This is a genomic window from Bacillus sp. SIMBA_154, from assembly GCF_046536015.1.
Taxonomy (GTDB): Bacteria; Bacillota; Bacilli; order Bacillales; family Bacillaceae; genus Bacillus; species Bacillus pumilus_P.
In genome coordinates, this window is the sequence record NZ_JAWJBV010000003.1 from 401,609 (window position 1) to 419,665 (window position 18,057).

23 protein-coding genes and 1 other RNA gene are annotated in these 18,057 nt (G+C 41.3%); 18 read left to right on the forward strand and 6 right to left on the reverse strand.

The features are described from left to right. Positions 1–15 precede the first annotated feature (15 nt). From eno to R0K30_RS08430, 6 genes are all read left to right on the forward strand, one after another. Positions 16–1,308 (forward strand): phosphopyruvate hydratase, encoded by a 1,293-nt coding sequence (gene eno / locus R0K30_RS08405; protein ID WP_003212752.1) that lies wholly within the window; start codon positions 16–18, stop codon positions 1,306–1,308. Positions 1,309–1,564: 256 nt separating this feature from the next. After that, positions 1,565–1,834: a hypothetical protein gene (locus tag R0K30_RS08410; RefSeq protein ID WP_099727932.1), complete on the forward strand. Its 270-nt coding sequence runs from the start codon at positions 1,565–1,567 to the stop codon at positions 1,832–1,834. A 60-nt stretch (positions 1,835–1,894) separates the two neighbouring features. Continuing rightward, positions 1,895–2,662 (forward strand): ATP-binding cassette domain-containing protein, encoded by a 768-nt coding sequence (locus R0K30_RS08415; RefSeq protein ID WP_099727931.1) that lies wholly within the window; start codon positions 1,895–1,897, stop codon positions 2,660–2,662. Further along, entirely contained in the window at positions 2,634–4,031 is a 1,398-nt protein-coding gene (locus tag R0K30_RS08420; protein WP_099727930.1) for a hypothetical protein, read from the forward strand. The genes R0K30_RS08415 and R0K30_RS08420 overlap by 29 nt, the downstream gene beginning before the upstream one ends. Further along, on the forward strand, positions 4,028–4,393 hold the full coding sequence (locus R0K30_RS08425; RefSeq protein ID WP_099727929.1) for a hypothetical protein: 366 nt from the start codon (positions 4,028–4,030) through the stop codon (positions 4,391–4,393). Before R0K30_RS08420 ends, R0K30_RS08425 begins: the two co-directional genes overlap by 4 nt. Then, complete coding sequence (locus tag R0K30_RS08430) at positions 4,394–4,675, forward strand: hypothetical protein (protein ID WP_099727928.1); 282 nt, start codon at positions 4,394–4,396, stop codon at positions 4,673–4,675. Positions 4,676–4,696: 21 nt separating this feature from the next. Here R0K30_RS08430 and R0K30_RS08435 read toward each other — a convergent pair whose 3' ends face one another. Together R0K30_RS08435 and R0K30_RS08440 are read right to left on the reverse strand one after the other, a co-directional pair. After that, entirely contained in the window at positions 4,697–5,161 is a 465-nt protein-coding gene (locus tag R0K30_RS08435; RefSeq protein WP_099727927.1) for a GNAT family N-acetyltransferase, read from the reverse strand. 15 nt (positions 5,162–5,176) lie between these two features. Continuing rightward, positions 5,177–5,641 (reverse strand): hypothetical protein, encoded by a 465-nt coding sequence (locus tag R0K30_RS08440; protein ID WP_099727926.1) that lies wholly within the window; start codon positions 5,639–5,641, stop codon positions 5,177–5,179. Between the two features lie 118 nt (positions 5,642–5,759). On the opposite strand from R0K30_RS08440, the gene R0K30_RS08445 reads away from it, so the two are divergent. Further along, the gene (locus R0K30_RS08445) at positions 5,760–6,392 is read left to right on the forward strand and encodes a MarC family protein (protein ID WP_099727925.1); all 633 of its coding nucleotides are present in this window, start codon (positions 5,760–5,762) and stop codon (positions 6,390–6,392) included. 55 nt (positions 6,393–6,447) lie between these two features. On the opposite strand, the gene R0K30_RS08450 is transcribed toward R0K30_RS08445, so the two are convergent. Further along, positions 6,448–6,984, reverse strand: a complete 537-nt coding sequence (locus R0K30_RS08450) for a GbsR/MarR family transcriptional regulator (protein ID WP_099727924.1) — start codon at positions 6,982–6,984, stop codon at positions 6,448–6,450. A 269-nt stretch (positions 6,985–7,253) separates the two neighbouring features. Between R0K30_RS08450 and R0K30_RS08455 the strand changes: the two genes are divergently transcribed. From R0K30_RS08455 to R0K30_RS08470, 4 genes are read left to right on the forward strand one after another with little or no spacing between them, the layout of a single operon-like run. Continuing rightward, complete coding sequence (locus R0K30_RS08455) at positions 7,254–8,399, forward strand: betaine/proline/choline family ABC transporter ATP-binding protein (protein ID WP_099727923.1); 1,146 nt, start codon at positions 7,254–7,256, stop codon at positions 8,397–8,399. Between the two features lie 12 nt (positions 8,400–8,411). After that, positions 8,412–9,065, forward strand: coding sequence for an ABC transporter permease (locus tag R0K30_RS08460; RefSeq protein ID WP_099727922.1), 654 nt, complete (start codon positions 8,412–8,414; stop codon positions 9,063–9,065). Between the two features lie 13 nt (positions 9,066–9,078). After that, on the forward strand, positions 9,079–9,996 hold the full coding sequence (locus tag R0K30_RS08465; RefSeq protein WP_230030732.1) for an osmoprotectant ABC transporter substrate-binding protein: 918 nt from the start codon (positions 9,079–9,081) through the stop codon (positions 9,994–9,996). A 21-nt stretch (positions 9,997–10,017) separates the two neighbouring features. Further along, positions 10,018–10,707: an ABC transporter permease gene (locus R0K30_RS08470; RefSeq protein WP_034280931.1), complete on the forward strand. Its 690-nt coding sequence runs from the start codon at positions 10,018–10,020 to the stop codon at positions 10,705–10,707. Positions 10,708–10,990: 283 nt separating this feature from the next. Here R0K30_RS08470 and catR read toward each other — a convergent pair whose 3' ends face one another. The 3 genes from catR to R0K30_RS08485 form a co-directional block, all read right to left on the reverse strand. Then, positions 10,991–11,311, reverse strand: coding sequence for a catDE operon transcriptional regulator CatR (gene catR / locus R0K30_RS08475; RefSeq protein ID WP_034316754.1), 321 nt, complete (start codon positions 11,309–11,311; stop codon positions 10,991–10,993). Positions 11,312–11,393: 82 nt separating this feature from the next. Then, entirely contained in the window at positions 11,394–11,795 is a 402-nt protein-coding gene (locus tag R0K30_RS08480; RefSeq protein ID WP_410610065.1) for a helix-turn-helix domain-containing protein, read from the reverse strand. A gap of 130 nt (positions 11,796–11,925) precedes the next feature. Next, positions 11,926–12,330, reverse strand: a complete 405-nt coding sequence (locus R0K30_RS08485; protein ID WP_099727919.1) for a helix-turn-helix domain-containing protein — start codon at positions 12,328–12,330, stop codon at positions 11,926–11,928. A gap of 154 nt (positions 12,331–12,484) precedes the next feature. Between R0K30_RS08485 and R0K30_RS08490 the strand changes: the two genes are divergently transcribed. The 7 genes from R0K30_RS08490 to ssrA all read left to right on the forward strand — a co-directional run bounded on the left by R0K30_RS08490 (position 12,485) and on the right by ssrA (position 17,846). Continuing rightward, positions 12,485–12,718 (forward strand): helix-turn-helix domain-containing protein, encoded by a 234-nt coding sequence (locus R0K30_RS08490; RefSeq protein WP_410610068.1) that lies wholly within the window; start codon positions 12,485–12,487, stop codon positions 12,716–12,718. 37 nt (positions 12,719–12,755) lie between these two features. After that, positions 12,756–13,046 (forward strand): AbrB/MazE/SpoVT family DNA-binding domain-containing protein, encoded by a 291-nt coding sequence (locus R0K30_RS08495; protein WP_003213714.1) that lies wholly within the window; start codon positions 12,756–12,758, stop codon positions 13,044–13,046. A gap of 185 nt (positions 13,047–13,231) precedes the next feature. Continuing rightward, positions 13,232–13,465 carry a preprotein translocase subunit SecG gene (secG, locus tag R0K30_RS08500; protein WP_003212746.1) on the forward strand — a complete coding sequence of 78 codons (234 nt, stop codon included), beginning with the start codon at positions 13,232–13,234 and terminating at the stop codon, positions 13,463–13,465. Positions 13,466–13,589: 124 nt separating this feature from the next. Continuing rightward, positions 13,590–14,336, forward strand: coding sequence for an alpha/beta hydrolase (locus R0K30_RS08505; protein WP_099727918.1), 747 nt, complete (start codon positions 13,590–13,592; stop codon positions 14,334–14,336). Between the two features lie 19 nt (positions 14,337–14,355). Beyond that, positions 14,356–16,695 (forward strand): ribonuclease R, encoded by a 2,340-nt coding sequence (gene rnr, locus R0K30_RS08510; protein WP_327924420.1) that lies wholly within the window; start codon positions 14,356–14,358, stop codon positions 16,693–16,695. Positions 16,696–16,835: 140 nt separating this feature from the next. Then, complete coding sequence (gene smpB, locus R0K30_RS08515) at positions 16,836–17,306, forward strand: SsrA-binding protein SmpB (RefSeq protein WP_410610072.1); 471 nt, start codon at positions 16,836–16,838, stop codon at positions 17,304–17,306. Positions 17,307–17,483: 177 nt separating this feature from the next. Next, positions 17,484–17,846: a transfer-messenger RNA gene (gene ssrA / locus R0K30_RS08520) on the forward strand. The last annotated feature ends 211 nt before the right edge of the window (positions 17,847–18,057 follow it).

Sequence of the window (18,057 nt, forward strand, 5' to 3'; positions counted from 1 at the left end):
AGGAGCGAAATAATCATGCCATACATTGTTGACGTATATGCACGCGAAGTATTAGACTCTCGCGGTAATCCAACAGTTGAAGTAGAAGTTTACACAGAATCTGGCGGCTTTGGCCGTGCATTAGTTCCAAGTGGTGCTTCTACTGGTGAATATGAAGCAGTAGAACTACGTGACGGAGATAAAGACCGTTACCTTGGAAAAGGTGTTCTGACAGCTGTAAACAACGTAAACGAAATCATTGCACCAGAGCTTTTAGGCTTTGATGTAACAGAACAAGTAGCGATTGACAAAATGTTAATCGAACTTGATGGAACAGAAAACAAAGGGAAATTAGGCGCAAATGCAATTCTTGGCGTATCTATCGCTGTAGCACGTGCGGCTGCTGATTTCTTACAAATTCCACTTTACCAATACCTTGGTGGATTCAACTCCAAAACGCTTCCAGTGCCAATGATGAACATCGTCAATGGCGGAGAGCATGCGGATAACAACGTAGACATTCAAGAATTCATGATTATGCCTGTAGGTGCGCCGAACTTCCGTGAAGCACTTCGTATGGGCGCACAAATCTTCCATAGCCTGAAATCTGTATTAAGCGCAAAAGGCTTAAACACAGCTGTAGGTGACGAAGGTGGATTCGCTCCAAACCTTGGTTCTAACGAAGAAGCACTTCAAACAATCGTAGAAGCGATTGAAAAAGCTGGCTTCAAACCAGGTGAAGAAGTGAAACTTGCAATGGATGCTGCATCTTCTGAGTTCTATAACAAAGAAGACGGTAAATATCATTTATCAGGCGAAGGTGTTGTAAAAACATCTGCTGAAATGGTTGACTGGTATGAAGATATGGTATCGAAATACCCAATCATCTCAATCGAAGACGGCCTTGATGAAAACGACTGGGAAGGTCATAAACTATTAACTGAGCGCCTTGGCAGCAAGGTTCAGCTAGTAGGAGACGACTTATTCGTAACAAATACGAAGAAACTTTCTGAAGGTATCAAAAATGGTGTCGGTAACTCAATCCTGATCAAAGTAAACCAAATCGGTACATTGACTGAAACATTTGATGCAATCGAAATGGCAAAACGTGCAGGATACACAGCTGTCATCTCTCACCGTTCTGGTGAAACAGAAGACAGCACAATTGCGGACATCGCAGTTGCAACAAACGCTGGACAAATCAAAACAGGTGCTCCGTCTCGTACGGACCGTGTGGCGAAATACAACCAATTACTTCGCATCGAAGATCAATTGGCTGAAACAGCACAATACCACGGCATTGCAACTTTCTATAACTTGAATAAGTAATGTCAGCAATGCGCTGCGTACCGCTCTTTTATGAGAGCGGGCGCAGCGTTTTTTTGTGTTGACTGAGATGTGTCAGCTGTTTCATTAGTCACATCCTATTTCTGTAAAAACTCATCCTTCAGTCAGGGGATAAGCCACCAGCACACCATTTTATAAGCACTAAATCATGAAAACTCTACTAAAAATATGAGCTGAAATGAACTTATGCTTTCTGTAGGGTGGTGGTATCATTTTACATATATTAGGGGGTGATGAGATGCTGAATCCTTTTAGCCTTCGTTTTCCAGTAGGGCTGTATATGTATGTACTTCATCTATTGGCGGCCTATGATGAAAGGAAGCAACGAATTCTGACTTCTAAGAACGTACAGAAAAATGCATTTTGGATTTATGTCCTTGCCGCTATTTTAGGCATTGTGACAGTTGCAGCATTGATTTGGGCATGCAAAACATTTGGGAAAGGCTCTAAATTTTTAGGAGAGTTTAAGTTTTTAGGCATGTACATTAAAATCCAATGCGGTTTCTAAATAGGTGATGAGAACAGATGCAAAGTCATCTGTTCTATTTGAAACAAACGGAGGGACATGATGCTGACATTACAATTAAAAGAAAAAACGTATAGCCGCACCTTCTCTCTCCGCAATATTCAGATGAATGTGGAGAAAGGACGCATGATGCTTCTTTTAGGGCATAATGGTGCAGGAAAGACAACGATGATCCAATCCATGTTTGGGCTGACGCCATTTACAGGGCACGTATCCTTAAATGGTGAACAGCTCAACTTCCAATCCTCAGCTCACATATCCCTTTTGAAAGAACATGTTTCCTATATTCCAGACGACCATGCTTTGTTCGATTATTTAACGCCGAGAGAATATTTTCATTTACTTCAGCTGCCAAATAAGCAAGATGTCGCGCGAGACGAGACATTCATCGATCTTTTTGAGCTGAGTCCGTATATGGATCAGCCAATTGCTCAGCTGTCTCATGGCAATCAAAAGAAAACTCAGATCATTTCACAGCTCCTCAGGCCTTGTGATTATTATGTGTTCGACGAGCCAACGAATGGACTTGATCCAGATATGATGATCATCTTAAGAAAGGTGCTCATGAAGCTGAGAGATCAAGGTGCCGGTATCCTCATTTCAACCCATCATTTGAGCTTTGGTGAGACATTGTATGATCACCTCATGATCTTAAGAAACGGTGACATAAAACTGGATATGTCTCGTCAAGAAGCAAGACAGACATTTCCTCATCAGGCACTTGAGGAGATATACAAAGAAGTGAATCGTGATTACTATATGCAGGTGGAGAGGTTGCTCAATGATTTGGACTCAACGCGTTCTTCATAAAATAGAATGGGGTATGCTGACTACGAAAGTAAAGCAGCTCGGCAAAAAATATCCTTTGCAGCTTCTCGCAGCAGCTGCTTTTTTCTTGCTGATGTATGCTATGTACGTCGTCATGAGCCTGCGCTTTTTCATGCAGACAGAGGATAGCGAGCCAACTGCTTTATACCTCCAGTTTATCAAAATGTCACTCTTGCTTTTGTGTGCAGGAATTGTCTTTTCCCGTAATAAAATGAAGCGTCAGGAATACCAATTTTTCTTTCTAAATAGTGCAATTCAAAGTGTGTCATTTGTCCTGTGTGTATATTTCTTTCCGGTGCTGTTTTGCTTCATTATCCTTGGCCTTCTTTTTTTACCAATCGTGTTAGGGCTTTTCATTAGCGGTGTTACACTCTCTATGTATTGGATCATTGTTGTATGTGTCACTTGCTGTGTAATGGCGCTGTATGTGCTCGTTTCTTGGATGCTGATGCGAATTGGTGTGAGCCACTTCATATCCAAAACAAAAGAGCATTTGCTACTGCAAACGATCGGATTTGTGATACTAAGTGCTTTGATGTTTCTTCTTTTTCAAAAAGCGGTTGAGATGATCCATGTATGGCGGTCTGTCTATCTGGTGTTTGAGCTGATCTTACTATGCGCGGGATGGCTTTGGCTGAAGGGTTTATCGGCTTGTTATGTCAATCGGATGTTTTTGCAGCTGAAAGTAGAAGTGAAGTCGTTTTCTTACCAAAAAATCAGAACACATTCTTCATTTCTGACTCATCTGCGGCAGGAATTTGTTTATTTCAGCCGATCAGCTGTTTTTAAAGAACAGGGCATTTTGTTTCTGTTTCTTGTTTGCTTGACGGTGGGGCTGCCATTTGTTTTTTCTCCGGCAGAAACTGGCTGGCTGTATGCCTTTATTGTGCAGTTTGCGTTAAAAGAGATCTTGATCATGCTTCCGCTGATGATTGGCAGGGAATATCATATGAATCATCGAGCCATCTTTATGTTGAATACATCAAAGGGCGCTTATTTATTGTCGAGAATTTTATTTTATTACGCGATCAATTTGCTCATATATTTTGTGTATATTGGGCTTGCTTATTTGGTGACGGGTATTGAAAGTGAAGGTCACGTTTTGGCGAGTCTGTCCATTTTATTGATCACCGTCATGGCGGCATGTGCAGGGTTTGTAGTGAAAATTAATGATTTTAATAAAATGTTTGTGATCCTGATGATGATTGCTGTGTTCAGTTTCTTAGATATGCTTTTATTAGAGTGGCTTTCATCCGATCCACAGCTTCTTGCAACTGCCTATATGATTGGTTCCCTTACATTTTTCAGCTGTATATATGCTGCCATGTTAAAAAGGCCAATCTTGCGATGATAGAGCTTTTGATTAGTTTGATAGCGGTTGTGCTCATTCATGAACTCGGTCATATGCTGATGGTCATGGTGTGTAACAAAATCGAACAAAGACCGCTCTTTGATTATGTGGTGATGATCGATTGGAAGCACGTGTCGATCGTGCATGAAAAATTTGCCCGGCCGAGCTTCAATGTGATGGTGGCACTTGCAGGTCCACTTTTTCCGGTGATCTGCTCTGGTGTGCTTTTTTTCATGTGGAAGCATCCATTGAGTCATCAATTGCTGCTTTTTTCTTTACTGAACACTGTGATGCTGCATCCAGCCTGCCCAGACGGGAAAAATATCACAGCCAGCTTAAAAGAGATGAAAGGAGAGAAATAGATGATCAAAGTATTTCATTCTTTTTCTAGTGGCTTAACACTCGCGATGCTTTATGTATTCGCTGTGTTTATGACCCCAGTATTTTTATTGCTGCTAGAGGTCAATCATGTTGAATCAAGTCCGACTGTGTTTGGCATGCCATTTTATATCATGAAAATCGAAAAGTATCAATTCAGCTCAGAGGCGACCCTCTTTGGATGCGCGGTCTGCTTTCTAGCTGGCGCCGTGCTCTACTTCTTGATTCAATATGTGATTCATGTCGTAAAAAAGCGCAGATCATAAAAAAGCAGGCTGAACAAAAAGTCAGTCTGCTTGAAAAGCGAGCGACAGCCGTACCATATCCATGCACTGAATACCGTTTTCATAGATCGGTTCATCATAATGCTTAAGGAAAAAATCATGATCAATGGATGTTAGGCGAAAGCCGCATTTTTGATAAAGTGCCAGCTGGTGAATACTAGAGTTTCCTGTGCCGATTTCAATCGTGTGAAAACCGGCTGCTTTGGCTTCAGCAATGGCATGATGAATCAGCTGCTTCCCAATTCCTTTTCCTTGCCATGACTCCTTCACAGCGACATTCATCATTTCAACCGTGTGCTGAGATCGTGATGAAAGCACATAGATACCGATCATGTCCTGTTCATGAAAGGCGACATAACAAGAGCCGGATTGTACATAGGCAAGAATCTTTTCCTTTGAAGGGTCAGCTAATAGCAAAAGATCCATAGGTACAGATTGATGACGAGGCAATGGCTGAATCTGTATCACTTCATTTCATCCTCTCTATTCTTTAATATACCCTTGTTTGACCCCCCAATCGTATTGATCCTGCACCCACTGAGAGGGAGGATGATGTGTGACATTTGGGTCTTTTTTGACGTCAGGTTTCCTTGCAGCTTGTGCTGACTGCTTATTCGTTTGAGCAGTTGCTTTCGATGCTGCCAGCTCTTTTTGAAGCTGATTGATTTCCACCTCAAGAGCTTTACGCTGTTTGACTTCTTTTTGATAGGCCTTCTGTTTTTCCTTCAGCTTTTTTGTGACTGTGGACAATTTCTTTTTTTGATCATCGATTTCATGCTTCATATCCGTTCCTTCTGACTTTAACTTCACCAGCTGCTGATCGTTCGTTTTGGTTTCTTGCTGATGTGTTTCCGCTGCTGCGGTGATTGTATGCTCCTGCCAAACAATCCAGCCAGCTGCGCCTAAAATAGCGACAGACAGAAGGAGGATGGTGATTGTTTTCTTCATGTGGTATTCCCCTTTCTCTAAACCTCTATTAACATCGGTTAGATCCAAACAGGTTTTAACATATCGAGAGAATATTCACATCAGTTTGGCAGACACTATGAAAAAAGGAGGGTGTCTGTTGATTTCCTTTATGATTCATGTCGTTGTGTCACTATTTGCTGTGTCGAACCCAATTGGAAACGTGCCTCTTTTTATCACCTTAACAGAAGGCTATACAGAGAAAGAACGCTCTCAGACGGCCAAAAAAGCCATTGTTGTATCATTTATTATTTTGGTTGCCTTTCTACTGGCAGGCAGGCTCATTTTCAAGTTGTTTGGGATCGATATTCATGCACTCCGCATCGCTGGAGGTATTTTTATTTTTGGTATCGCTTATAATTTACTGAATGCAAAAGAGTCACATGTCCAAAACCCTCATTCGGACGAAAAGGCAGAAAGCATAGAGAAGGCAGATGTCTCCGTTACCCCGCTGGCGATCCCAATCATTGCAGGCCCCGGTACAATCGCCACAGTGATGAGTTTAACCCCAGGAAGTGAGGCAGGGTTTCATATACTTGCGATCCTTTTTGGTATTGTGATCGTTCTTGCCATGACGTATTATGCATTTCATTATTCAAGTTTCATTATGCGAAAAATGGGGAAAACAGAGATGAATGTTGTGACTCGATTGATGGGATTGATTCTTGCTGTCGTGGCAGTAGAGATGATTGGCGCAGGCTTAAAAGGGATGTTCCCAATGTTTATGTCATAAGTGTATATAAAAAAGCTGTTTTTTTCTACAATGATGTAAAATAAAACAGCTTTTTTTAAGGTTTTGGTACATGCTTAAACACTTCTTCACTTTCGAAGAATTCAATTAAGCGGCTAATCCAGTCATAGTAATCAAGACTTTCTTTAATTTCTGAAAGAAGCAGATTGATTTTATCCTCTATCTCTTCTGGCAAGTCTTCCTGTTCAAGCAGCTCCAGCAATTCCTTGCACGTTTTCTTATGTGCCTTGCGATTTTTGCTGACCACTCGTGACCAATTGGCTGCAAACAATGAAATAAATGTCTGGTAATGATCTTGCTCAACGTCATACAGATCTTTACGTATTCCTTTTTCATAAACCTTTTCCGCAATATTCAAATCGAGCATTTCTCGAACAACTTGACTCATTCTCGTTTTGCTCATGCCGGTCTCCTCTGAGAGCTCTCCCAGCGTCATTGGTTTACGGTTCATGTGAATGATACCAAGCACTCTACCCACTGTAGAAGAAAGACCAAAGGCATTCATGTTCTCGGCAGCTTTTTCAATATAATGATCCTGTGCTTTTTGAATGGCGCCTAACGCTAGCTTGTCCACTCCCCGCTTCATCCCTTCATGACTGACAATTTGTAACACAATATATCATATACTTGTTTGTTAATGAAAACAATAAATATTGAGCATTTGCTAGTAATTTGAAGGAAAAAGGAGGGATCTATACATATCAGCCCGTTAACTGAAAATTTTTAATAAATGTTATGCAATACAAACATATCGTAAACTTTTTATTTTACAAAGTTTGCACTATAATTAATAAGGTGTAAATTTTCTGAAAATACATACCCAACTAATTGGAGGTGTCTCATTTGCTGAAACTAGAGAATGTATCTAAGACGTATAGAGGCGGAAAAAAAGCTGTCAAACATATTGATTTAGAAATAGCAAAAGGAGAATTTGTTTGTTTTATTGGACCGAGCGGCTGTGGCAAAACGACAACGATGAAGATGATCAATCGACTCATTGAACCTTCCTCAGGAAACATTTTGATCGAGGGAGAAAACATTATGAAGAAGGACGCTGTCCAATTAAGAAGAGAAATTGGTTATGTGATTCAGCAAATTGGACTTTTCCCCCATATGACCATTGCGCAAAACATTTCACTTGTTCCGAAGCTATTAAAATGGCCGGAAGAAAAGCGAAAAGAACGGGCGCGAGAACTGCTCAAGCTAGTCGACATGGGGCCGGAGTATCTAGAACGTTACCCGCATGAACTAAGTGGAGGACAGCAGCAGCGAATTGGCGTTCTTCGCGCACTAGCAGCAGAACCTCCTCTTATCCTCATGGATGAACCATTTGGTGCACTTGATCCAATTACACGAGATTCACTGCAAGAAGAATTTAAGAAACTACAAAAAACATTAAATAAAACAATCGTATTCGTTACACATGACATGGATGAAGCGATCAAACTCGCTGACCGAATTGTGATTTTAAAGGATGGAGAGATTGTCCAAGTAGGCACGCCAGATGATATTCTGCGTAACCCTGCTAATGAGTTCGTAGAAGAGTTCATCGGGAAAGAACGTCTGCTTCAATCAAATCCAAACATGGAACGTGTAGAACAGATGATGAACACGTCGCCAGTGACAATTACAGTCGAAAAAACGTTGACTGATGCCATTTACATCATGAGAGAAAAGCGGGTCGATTCTTTGCTTGTTGTGGATGAAAATCATGTGTTAAAAGGTTATATCGATATCGAAACGATCGATGCGAACCGTAGAAAAGCAGCCTTCGTTGGTGAGATCTTAAATACAGAGTTCTATACAGTACAAGAAGGCGCACTTCTAAGAGACACCGTCCGGAAAATTTTAATACGCGGTATTAAATATGTACCGGTTGTGGATGCAGAGGGGCATTTAAAAGGCATTGTGACACGTGCAAGTCTTGTTGATGTTGTGTACGACTCCATCTGGGGAGAAGATACACCGGCTGTCACTGAAATGAACTAAGGAGGTGTACACATGGATCAAATCATCGATTTTCTAGAGAAAAATGGTGGGGAACTCCTCACAAAAATGTGGGAGCATTTATATATTTCTTTAATTGCCGTTGTGCTAGGCATTATTGTCGCCGTTCCTTTAGGCGTGATACTCACACGAATGAAAAAAGGCGCAGGTTTTGTCATCGGTGTCGTGAATATCTTTCAAACACTCCCTAGTTTAGCGATTCTTGCATTTTTTATTCCTATTTTGGGGGTTGGGAAAATACCTGCGATCGTTGCTCTATTTTTCTATTCCGTTTTGCCTATTTTAAGAAATACGTATGCCGGAGTTCAAGGTGTGAACAAAAACTTGCTTGAATCTGGTAAAGGGATCGGCATGACGACATGGGAACAAATTCGTCTTGTTGAACTCCCGCTAGCCGTGCCGATTATTATGGCGGGTGTCAGGACGTCAACGATTTATTTAATTGGCTGGACAACACTTGCTGCGTTTATCGGTGGAGGCGGTCTTGGTGACTATATTTTAATTGGACTCCAATTATACCAGCCGGAATACATTATTGCTGGTGCCATCCCAGTCACCATTTTAGCGGTCATCATCGATTTTACATTGATGAGGCTTGAGAAAAAAGTAACACCAGAAGGCTTAAAAGGATTGAAGGAAGTTTCATAAGGAGTTGGCACATGTGAAGAATCGAAAAACAAAATGGATCAGTGCACTGCTTGCCGGATGCTTGCTATTGATTAGTGGCTGTTCACTTCCTGGACTAGCCGGCTCCTCAGGCAATACACTGCGAATTGGCGCACAAAACTTTACCGAATCAGAAATTATGGCCTATATGGTTGGGGATATCATTGAACATTACACAGATAAAAAAACGACCATTGTGAAAAATCTAGGCTCCAACACTGTGCAGCAGAAAGCGATGGAAAACGGAGATGTTGATATTTCTGCGACAAGATATACAGGCACGGATTTGACCAGTACGCTCGGAATGGACGCGGAAAAAGATCCGAAGCGTGCGATGGAAATTGTTCAAAAAGAATTTAAAAAACGCTACGATTACAAATGGTTTGATTCCTATGGATTTGATAATACGTATGCCTTTGCTGTGACGCAAAAGATGGCAAAGGAAAACAACGTAGAAACGGTCTCTGATTTGAAAAAGAATGCGAAGAATTACCGTTTCGGTGTCGATAATATTTGGCTCAAAAAGAAAGGCGACGGTTATGAAGGGTTTGTGAAAACATACGGGATCGAATTTGGAAACACCTTTCCGATGCAGATTGGTTTAGTCTATGATGCATTGAAAAATGAAAAAATGGATATTGTACTTGCCTATTCAACAGATGGCCGGATCAAAGCCTATAATCTCAAAATCTTAAAAGATGATAAACAATTCTTTCCGCCATATGATGCATCGCCAGTTGTTCCAGAGAAGGTATTAAAAGAAAATCCAGGCCTGGACAAGGTGATCAACAGGCTGATTGGAAAAATCGGTACAGAACAAATGCAAGAGCTTAACTATCAAGTCGACGGTGAGCTTCAAGAACCAGCGACCGTTGCGAAGAATTTCCTGAAAAAACACAATTACTTTGAGTAAGATTGGGAGGTGTCAGGGCTGATGGACACACTGCAGCAATTATGGACGTATTATCAGCAGAACGGTTCATATGTGTTAGAAGAATTTTATCGGCATTTTCTCATGTCAGCGTATGGGGTGTTGTTTGCGGCAATTGTCGGAATTCCAGTAGGCATCTTTGTGGCACATTATCGCAAGCTGAGCAATTGGGTGTTCGCCATTACAAATGTCATTCAAACCATACCAGCGTTAGCGATGCTTTCAGTGTTGATGCTTGTATTAGGACTTGGCGCAAATACAGTGATCCTATCACTCTTTCTATATTCGCTTCTGCCTATCATCCGAAACACATACACTGGAATTGTCAGCATTGAACACGCCTATTTAGAATCGGGTAAAGCAATGGGCATGACGAAATGGCAAGTGCTGAGAATGGTTGAATTACCGCTTGCTTTATCGGTGATTATGGCTGGTTTAAGAACCGCACTGGTCATCGCAATCGGCATTACAGCGATTGGGACATTCGTTGGTGCGGGAGGACTTGGTGATATCATCATCAGAGGATCAAATGCGACAAACGGAACAGCCATCATTTTAGCAGGCGCTATTCCAACTGCGCTCATGGCCATCATTGCCGACCTTGTCATGGGCTGGCTTGAACGCTATTTAAGCCCAACAAACAAGAAAAAAGAGAGAAAAGCGTTAGCTGAAAAAAACATCACATCTGCTTAAGCGGCTGAATAGACAAAACCTCCCTTACATCTGTAAGGGAGGTCAGCGTGTAGACAAACCCTCGCATTCGGTGTCAGGTCTGCGTGCCGGTGCTCACGAATGTCAAATTCGCTCCGCTCCGGTACTCGTCCTTCCTAGACTGCAAAGGTTTTCTATCACGCTGAAAAAAGAAGACAAAGGGCTAAAATGAAGATCATTTTAGCCCTTTGTCAACAGTCTAACCTCCCTTACATCTGTAAGGGAGGTTGTTTTATGATCATCAGGCGGCTCACATGGAGAAATTTTATGATTCAAGTGTGATCCATTCAGTGGACCACTTCGAAATTTCCTCAAAAACGGGTGCAAGTGAACGCCCCATATCAGTTAAAGAATACTCAATGCGTACGGGTGTTTCAGCAAAAACCTCCCGTTTTACAATGCCTGCTGCTTCCAGCTCTTTTAATCTCTCAGATAATACTCTTCCGCTTAAATTTGTCAGAGCCGCCTCAATTTCACTAAAGCGCTGCTGACCTGAGAGAAGCTGAAAAACAATCAGTGCAACCCAGCGTTTACTTAATAACTCAACTGCTTTTTCAAACCGCGGGCACATGTCAGATTGATTCATCTTTCTTCACTCCAATCTGAACCCATTATACCGTAATTCTGTCATCAATCAGTGCAAAAAGCTTGTCAATGATCAAAACATTTTATGTTGACGAGCGGCTGTTTAACATAAACAGCAGATAGCGGTTTAGATCCTCTATTTCTTTTTTAGAAAGGGTAGACCATATGTTTCCATCAAATATTTCGAGATCACCAAGTTCATATTGCTCTGCGGCTTCTTTTATTTTGGATAAAGCCATTTCCTCTTCCTTTATCAGAGGGACAGGAGATGCTTCTTCAATATAACCAGCTGCCTGCATCATTTCCTCATAAGGTACCTTTAATGCACCTGCTAGTTTCTTAATCGTAGGAGGTTTCGGAATACCGCGTTTCCCGTTTTCAATTCGAGAAATACCGGCAGCGCTGACCTCTGAATACATGGCTAATTGGTTCACTGATAGCTTCTTTTCCTCACGCAATGCTCTTAAATATGCACCAAAGTTCATCAACTCAAAACCTCACATGGTTAAAGATTAGGTAATTCTATTTTACTTGATTTGTTGACTATTGGCAATAAGTATACCATGAAAATATTGACATTAGTTAATGGTAGATGTATCTTAAGTTTATACCCCGCTATTTGTTCGCCTTTTTTTGGTTGATGAGCGTGAGAAAGTATTCATTCAGCTGGCTGATGTCTTGTGCAGAGAGCGTTTCCCATTGGTCTCCATCAAAAATGGGGAGATGTTCTACATCCTTTTGAAGCGCCGTTTGATAGATTTTCAACATGGACTCATATTTAGGTTTCATTTCATGAACCTTTTCCTGTTCTATATGACCGGCAAGCAGCATTAAATCCTCATAAGGCACCTTCAAGGCGTGTGCTAATTTTTTTATGGTTAAAGGCTTGGGCACACCACGCTTTCCATTTTCAATACGAGAAATACCAGCAGCGCTTACACCCGAATACATGGCGAGTTGATTGACAGACATTTTTCTATTTTCTCTTAAAATGCGTAATTGTTCACCAAAGTGATTCATGACATCGAACCTCACATTTCAGTATATGACTTATTTTAGTATGATCATTGACCAAAGGAAATAGCAGAGGTGCAAAAGTATTGACATAAGTTAATGGATTTGTGTGTTGTGAGAGTCCTACATTCTGTACATATTGATCCTATAGGAGGTTGTAATGATGGTCGAAAAGATTCAGATCAGGCGAGCTTTTGTGATGCAGTATATGATCGAAAACGATATGTCTTTAAATCAGCTCGCAGATGACATTGGCATCTCTCCTGCCACACTCAGCAGGGTATTAAATGGTCACCGGAAACCAGGACAGCTTGTCATTGGCAAAATGATTCATTACTTTGATAAAAAATTTGAAGATCTATTTTACTATGAAAACGTTGACAAAAGTCAATGATTGGAATCATCATATCATCTTTAAGGAGGCAATGTCATTGAAAAGAACTGGGATGGTCAGACACATTGATTCTCTTGGCAGAATTGTGCTGCCTTCAGAAATGCGAAAGGTACTCAATATCAAAGAAGAGCAGCTTTTAGAAATTTTCATAGAAGATCAAACCATCATGCTGAAAAAATATGATGCAGATAAGAGCTGCCTGTTAACTGGACAAGTAACGAAATACAACAAAAGCTATGGAAATGGTAAAGTGATGCTAAGCCCTGAAGGAGCTGAACGTTTGTTAGTAGAATTAAAACAGCTATTAAAAGAAGAAGCAACTCGTTAAAATGTTTTTTTAACTCAAAATCGAATATAAAAAATGCTGCACGCAACCCTTTTGAACGAAATTGAATCAAAATAACAAATAAAGTCGACAATATATAGGAAATCTTTATTTTGATGTTTCGTGACATGCACCTTGTTTTCATGTAAAATAAAGTTATGTGTACCAGTTTGTCTGGAGGTGTTTTCATGCACGCATTTGTTATCACATTACTCGTAATTGTCAGTATCGCACTTATCATCGTTGTATTATTACAATCAAGTAAAAGTGCTGGACTGTCAGGCGCTATTTCAGGTGGAGCCGAGCAGCTTTTCGGTAAGCAAAAAGCGAGAGGCCTTGACTTGATTCTTCACCGATTAACGGTCATTTTGTCAGTGCTTTTCTTCATATTAACACTTGCATTGGCATATTTAGGCGTGTAAAGAGCGAGTAACAGAAGGTCTGATCTTTTTTCAGACCTTTTTTTAGTATCAGCACTCTTTTGTGTTTGTTTCATACATACAAGTGGAAAATATAAACCATAACAGAAGGAAAGGAAGTCACATCATGAAAGTTGTTACACCAAAACCATTTACGTTTAAAGGTGGAGAAAAGGCGGTGCTTCTTCTTCACGGTTTTACTGGGAATACAGCAGATGTTCGAATGCTTGGCCGTTACCTGAATGAAAGAGGTTATACATGCCATGCACCTCAATACAAAGGACACGGCGTGCCGCCAGAAGAGCTTGTTCATACAGGCCCGATAGATTGGTGGAAAGATGTAGAAGAAGGGTATCAATTTTTAAAAGATGAGGGCTATGAGGAGGTTGCTGTTTGCGGACTGTCCCTCGGAGGAGTTTTTTCATTGAAATTAGGTTACACTGTACCTGTAAAGGGAATTGTACCTATGTGTGCACCTATGTACATAAAAAGTGAAGACGTCATGTACCAGGGTGTACTAGATTATGCCCGTAATTATAAAAAATTCGAGGGTAAGTCAGAGGACCAAATTGAACAGGAAATGGAAGAGTTCAAGAAAACACCAATGGGTACACTCAAGGGCCTGCAAGAGCTGATTGCAGATGTAAGAAACAATGTTGACATGATTTATTCACCTACTTTTGTTGTTCAGGCACGTCATGATCATATGATTAATACAGACAGTGCAAATATCATTTATAACGAAGTAGAGACAGATCAAAAACATTTGAAATGGTATGAAGAATCGGGCCATGTCATCACGCTTGATAAAGAGCGGGAAAAGGTTCATCAGGATGTGTATGCATTCTTAGAATCACTTGATTGGTCAATTTAAATATATAGGGGGTTAGAGTGTGCAAAAAGAAGAATTTATGAATGAATTACTCGCTTTTATGCAAGAAGAGGCGTACAAACCGTTAACAGTACAAGAATTAGAAGTCATGATGGAAATTACAAATGCTGATGATTATAAAGAGCTCATTAAAGCACTTGTGATATTAGAGGATCAGGGACTTATCGTCCGTACCCGCAGTGATCGCTACGGTGTACCGGAAAAAATGAATTTGGTGAAAGGAAAGCTGTCCGCTCATGCGAAAGGATTTGCCTTTGTGACACCTGAAGAGTTTGGACAGGATGATATTTTCATTCCGCCAACAGAACTTGGAACAGCGATGAATGGCGATACGGTCATGGTTCGTGTCAGCCATAAATCCAATGGCACCAAAAAAGAAGGGACAGTCATCCGAATTCTGGAGCGTAATATTCAGTCGGTTGTCGGTACCTATACAGAAACAAAAAGCTTTGGTTTTGTCATTCCTGATGATAAAAAGATCACACACGATATCTTTATCCCGAAATCCGCCAAAAACGGAGCGGTAGAAGGTCATAAAGTCGTTGTGACGCTGACAAGCTATCCGGAAGGAAGAATGAGTGCAGAGGGCGAAGTGACTGAAATTTTAGGTCATAAAAATGACCCAGGCATTGATATTTTGTCGATCATTCATAAACACGGCCTGCCAGGTGAGTTCCCAGAAGAGGCGCTGCAGCAGGCGGTAGACACACCTGAAACAATCGATGAAAAAGATCTGGAAGGCAGACGTGATCTGCGCAACGAAACGATTGTGACAATCGACGGTGCAGATGCGAAGGACTTAGATGACGCAGTCACTGTGCAAAAGCTGGATGATGGTAAATATAAGCTAGGGGTGCATATTGCAGACGTCTCTCATTATGTCACTGAAAATTCCCCGATTGATCAGGAAGCCTATGAGCGCGGGACGAGTGTGTATCTTGTAGACCGCGTCATTCCGATGATTCCGCATCGTCTATCAAACGGCATTTGTTCATTAAATCCAAAGGTCGATCGTCTCACACTTTCCTGTGAAATGGTCATTGATCGCAATGGGAAAGTCGTCAAACACGAGATTTTCCAAAGTGTGATCAAAACAACTGAGAGAATGACGTATTCAGATGTGAATAAGATTTTAGTGGACCAAGACGAAGAGCTTCTAGAGAAATACGAGCCGCTTGTTCCTATGTTCCAAGAGATGGAGAAGCTTGCAGAAATCCTTCGTGACAAGCGGATGGAGCGTGGAGCTGTAGACTTTGACTTCAAGGAAGCGAAAGTGCTTGTTGATGATGAAGGAGCGGCAAAGGATGTCATCATACGAGAGCGTTCAGTCGCGGAGAAATTAATTGAAGAATTCATGCTTGTCGCAAACGAGACGGTTGCAGAGCACTTCCACTGGATGAATGTACCGTTCATTTACCGAATTCACGAAGAACCAAATCCTGAGAAGCTTCAGCGCTTTTTAGAATTCGTGACAACATTTGGGTACATTGTTAAAGGAACGTCGACGAACATTCACCCGCGTGCACTTCAAAGTGTACTGGATGCCGTCCGAGATCAGCCAGAAGAAGTAGTCATTCAAACCGTCATGCTTCGCTCTATGAAACAGGCGAAGTATGATCCAGAAAGCATCGGGCACTTTGGGTTATCAACGGAATTCTATACGCACTTCACATCACCGATCCGCCGATATCCTGATTTAATTGTTCATAGACTGATCAGAACCTATTTGATTCAGAAAAAGACAGACGAAGCTACCCTTGAAAAGTGGGGACAGCTGCTGCCAGAAATAGCAGACCATGCGTCTACAATGGAACGCCGGTCCGTCGATGCAGAGCGTGAAACAGATGACCTGAAAAAGGCAGAGTTCATGCTTGATAAAATCGGTGAAGAATTTGATGGGATGATTAGTTCCGTGACGAATTTCGGACTATTCGTTGAACTGCCGAATACGATAGAAGGTCTCGTCCATGTCAGCTACATGACAGACGACTACTATCGCTTTGATGAACAGCATTTTGCTATGATCGGTGAGCGTACAGGAAATGTATATCGCATCGGTGACGAAATCACTGTCAAAGTGGTGAATGTCAATAAAGATGAGCACTCCATTGATTTTGAAATCGTCGGGATGAAAGGCACTCGTCGTAAATCACCTAAAGATTTCAAGTTCAAAAAACGGACAGATTCACCAGCAAAAAAAGGGAGCGTTGGTCAGAAGGCGTCTGGGGATAAGGCAAAAGACGATAAAGGCGGCGACTGGTTCACAGGTCGAAAAAAGAAGAAAAAGAAAAAACGCGTATTTGATAACGCACCGAAACAAAAGCGAAAAAAGAAAAAGTAACGTGCCAAAAAAGCAAATAGGGCATCACGCTCTATTTGCTTTTTGACCACATGGCGTCAGCATTGTCGAAAGCTGGATTGTTTGATAAAATAATCCGTACGATTTGGACTGTGTTTGTGTCAAAAGGAGGGTGTACGCCAATGCCAAAGGGAGAGGGAAAGGTTGTTTCCCAAAACAAAAAAGCAAATCATGACTATTTTATAGAAGAAACATTTGAAGCCGGCCTTGTGTTACAAGGAACTGAAATCAAGTCGATTCGTGCGGGAAAAGTGAATTTAAAAGATTCCTTTGCCAAAATCGAACGAGGAGAAGTGTTTCTTCACAACATGCATGTCAGCCCATACGAGCAGGGGAACCGTTATAACCATGACCCGCTAAGAACGAGAAAGCTGCTGCTTCATCGCAAGCAAATTAGCAAATTGATTGGTGCAACAAAGGAAGAGGGCTACTCACTTGTCCCCATTAAACTATATTTGAAAAATGGCTTTGCCAAAGTGCTGATCGGAATCGGTAAAGGGAAAAAGAAATACGATAAACGTGAGGATCTGAAGAAAAAAGATGCAAAACGTGAAATTGAACGTGCCTTCCGCGATCGCCAAAAGCAATTTTAGTGTTTGTGCAGATGGCTTGCTGATCGCATGAACACTATGCTACAATATGATATACAATAAACAATCATCGCAGTTTTTACAGAAACCACCAGTTGTTTCAGGCGATGAGATTGTTATAATAGTTATATACGGAAGCAGTTAAGCTGAACGTTTCCATCCCGTATATCCCTTTTACAAGGGGACGTTACGGATTCGACAGGGGCGGTTCGAGCTTGAGCTGCGAGCCGAGAGGCGATCTCGTTAACACGCACTAAATGTAACTGGCAAAACTAAAAGTTTTAACCAAAACTTAGCACTAGCTGCCTAATAAGCGCAGCGAGCTCTTCCTGACATTGCCTATGTGTCTGTGAGGAGCCCAATGAAGTAGGCTACGCTTACGTTTCCGTCTGAGGACGTAAGAAGAGATCCATCAGACTAGCCCTCCAAGCGCCCGTCAGCAGGCATGCGGATGAGTGAACACGTAAATATGTTGACTACGCTCGTAGACGCTTAAGTAATCGATGTCTCTGGACGTGGGTTCGACTCCCACCGTCTCCATACATATGATTTCGGAGGAAATCAATGAGGTCAAAGTCCTTTCATATCAAGGGTTTTGGCTTTTTTCTATTGTCGGTGATTTTATAAAATTATAATAGTAGGAACTATAGATTTCTTGTATTCTTAATATAGAGAGCTAATAATAGGTGAAATGGATGAAGTTATCACACTGCATATCTAAACCAAGGTTTACTATTTATATCAGGTTGACCTG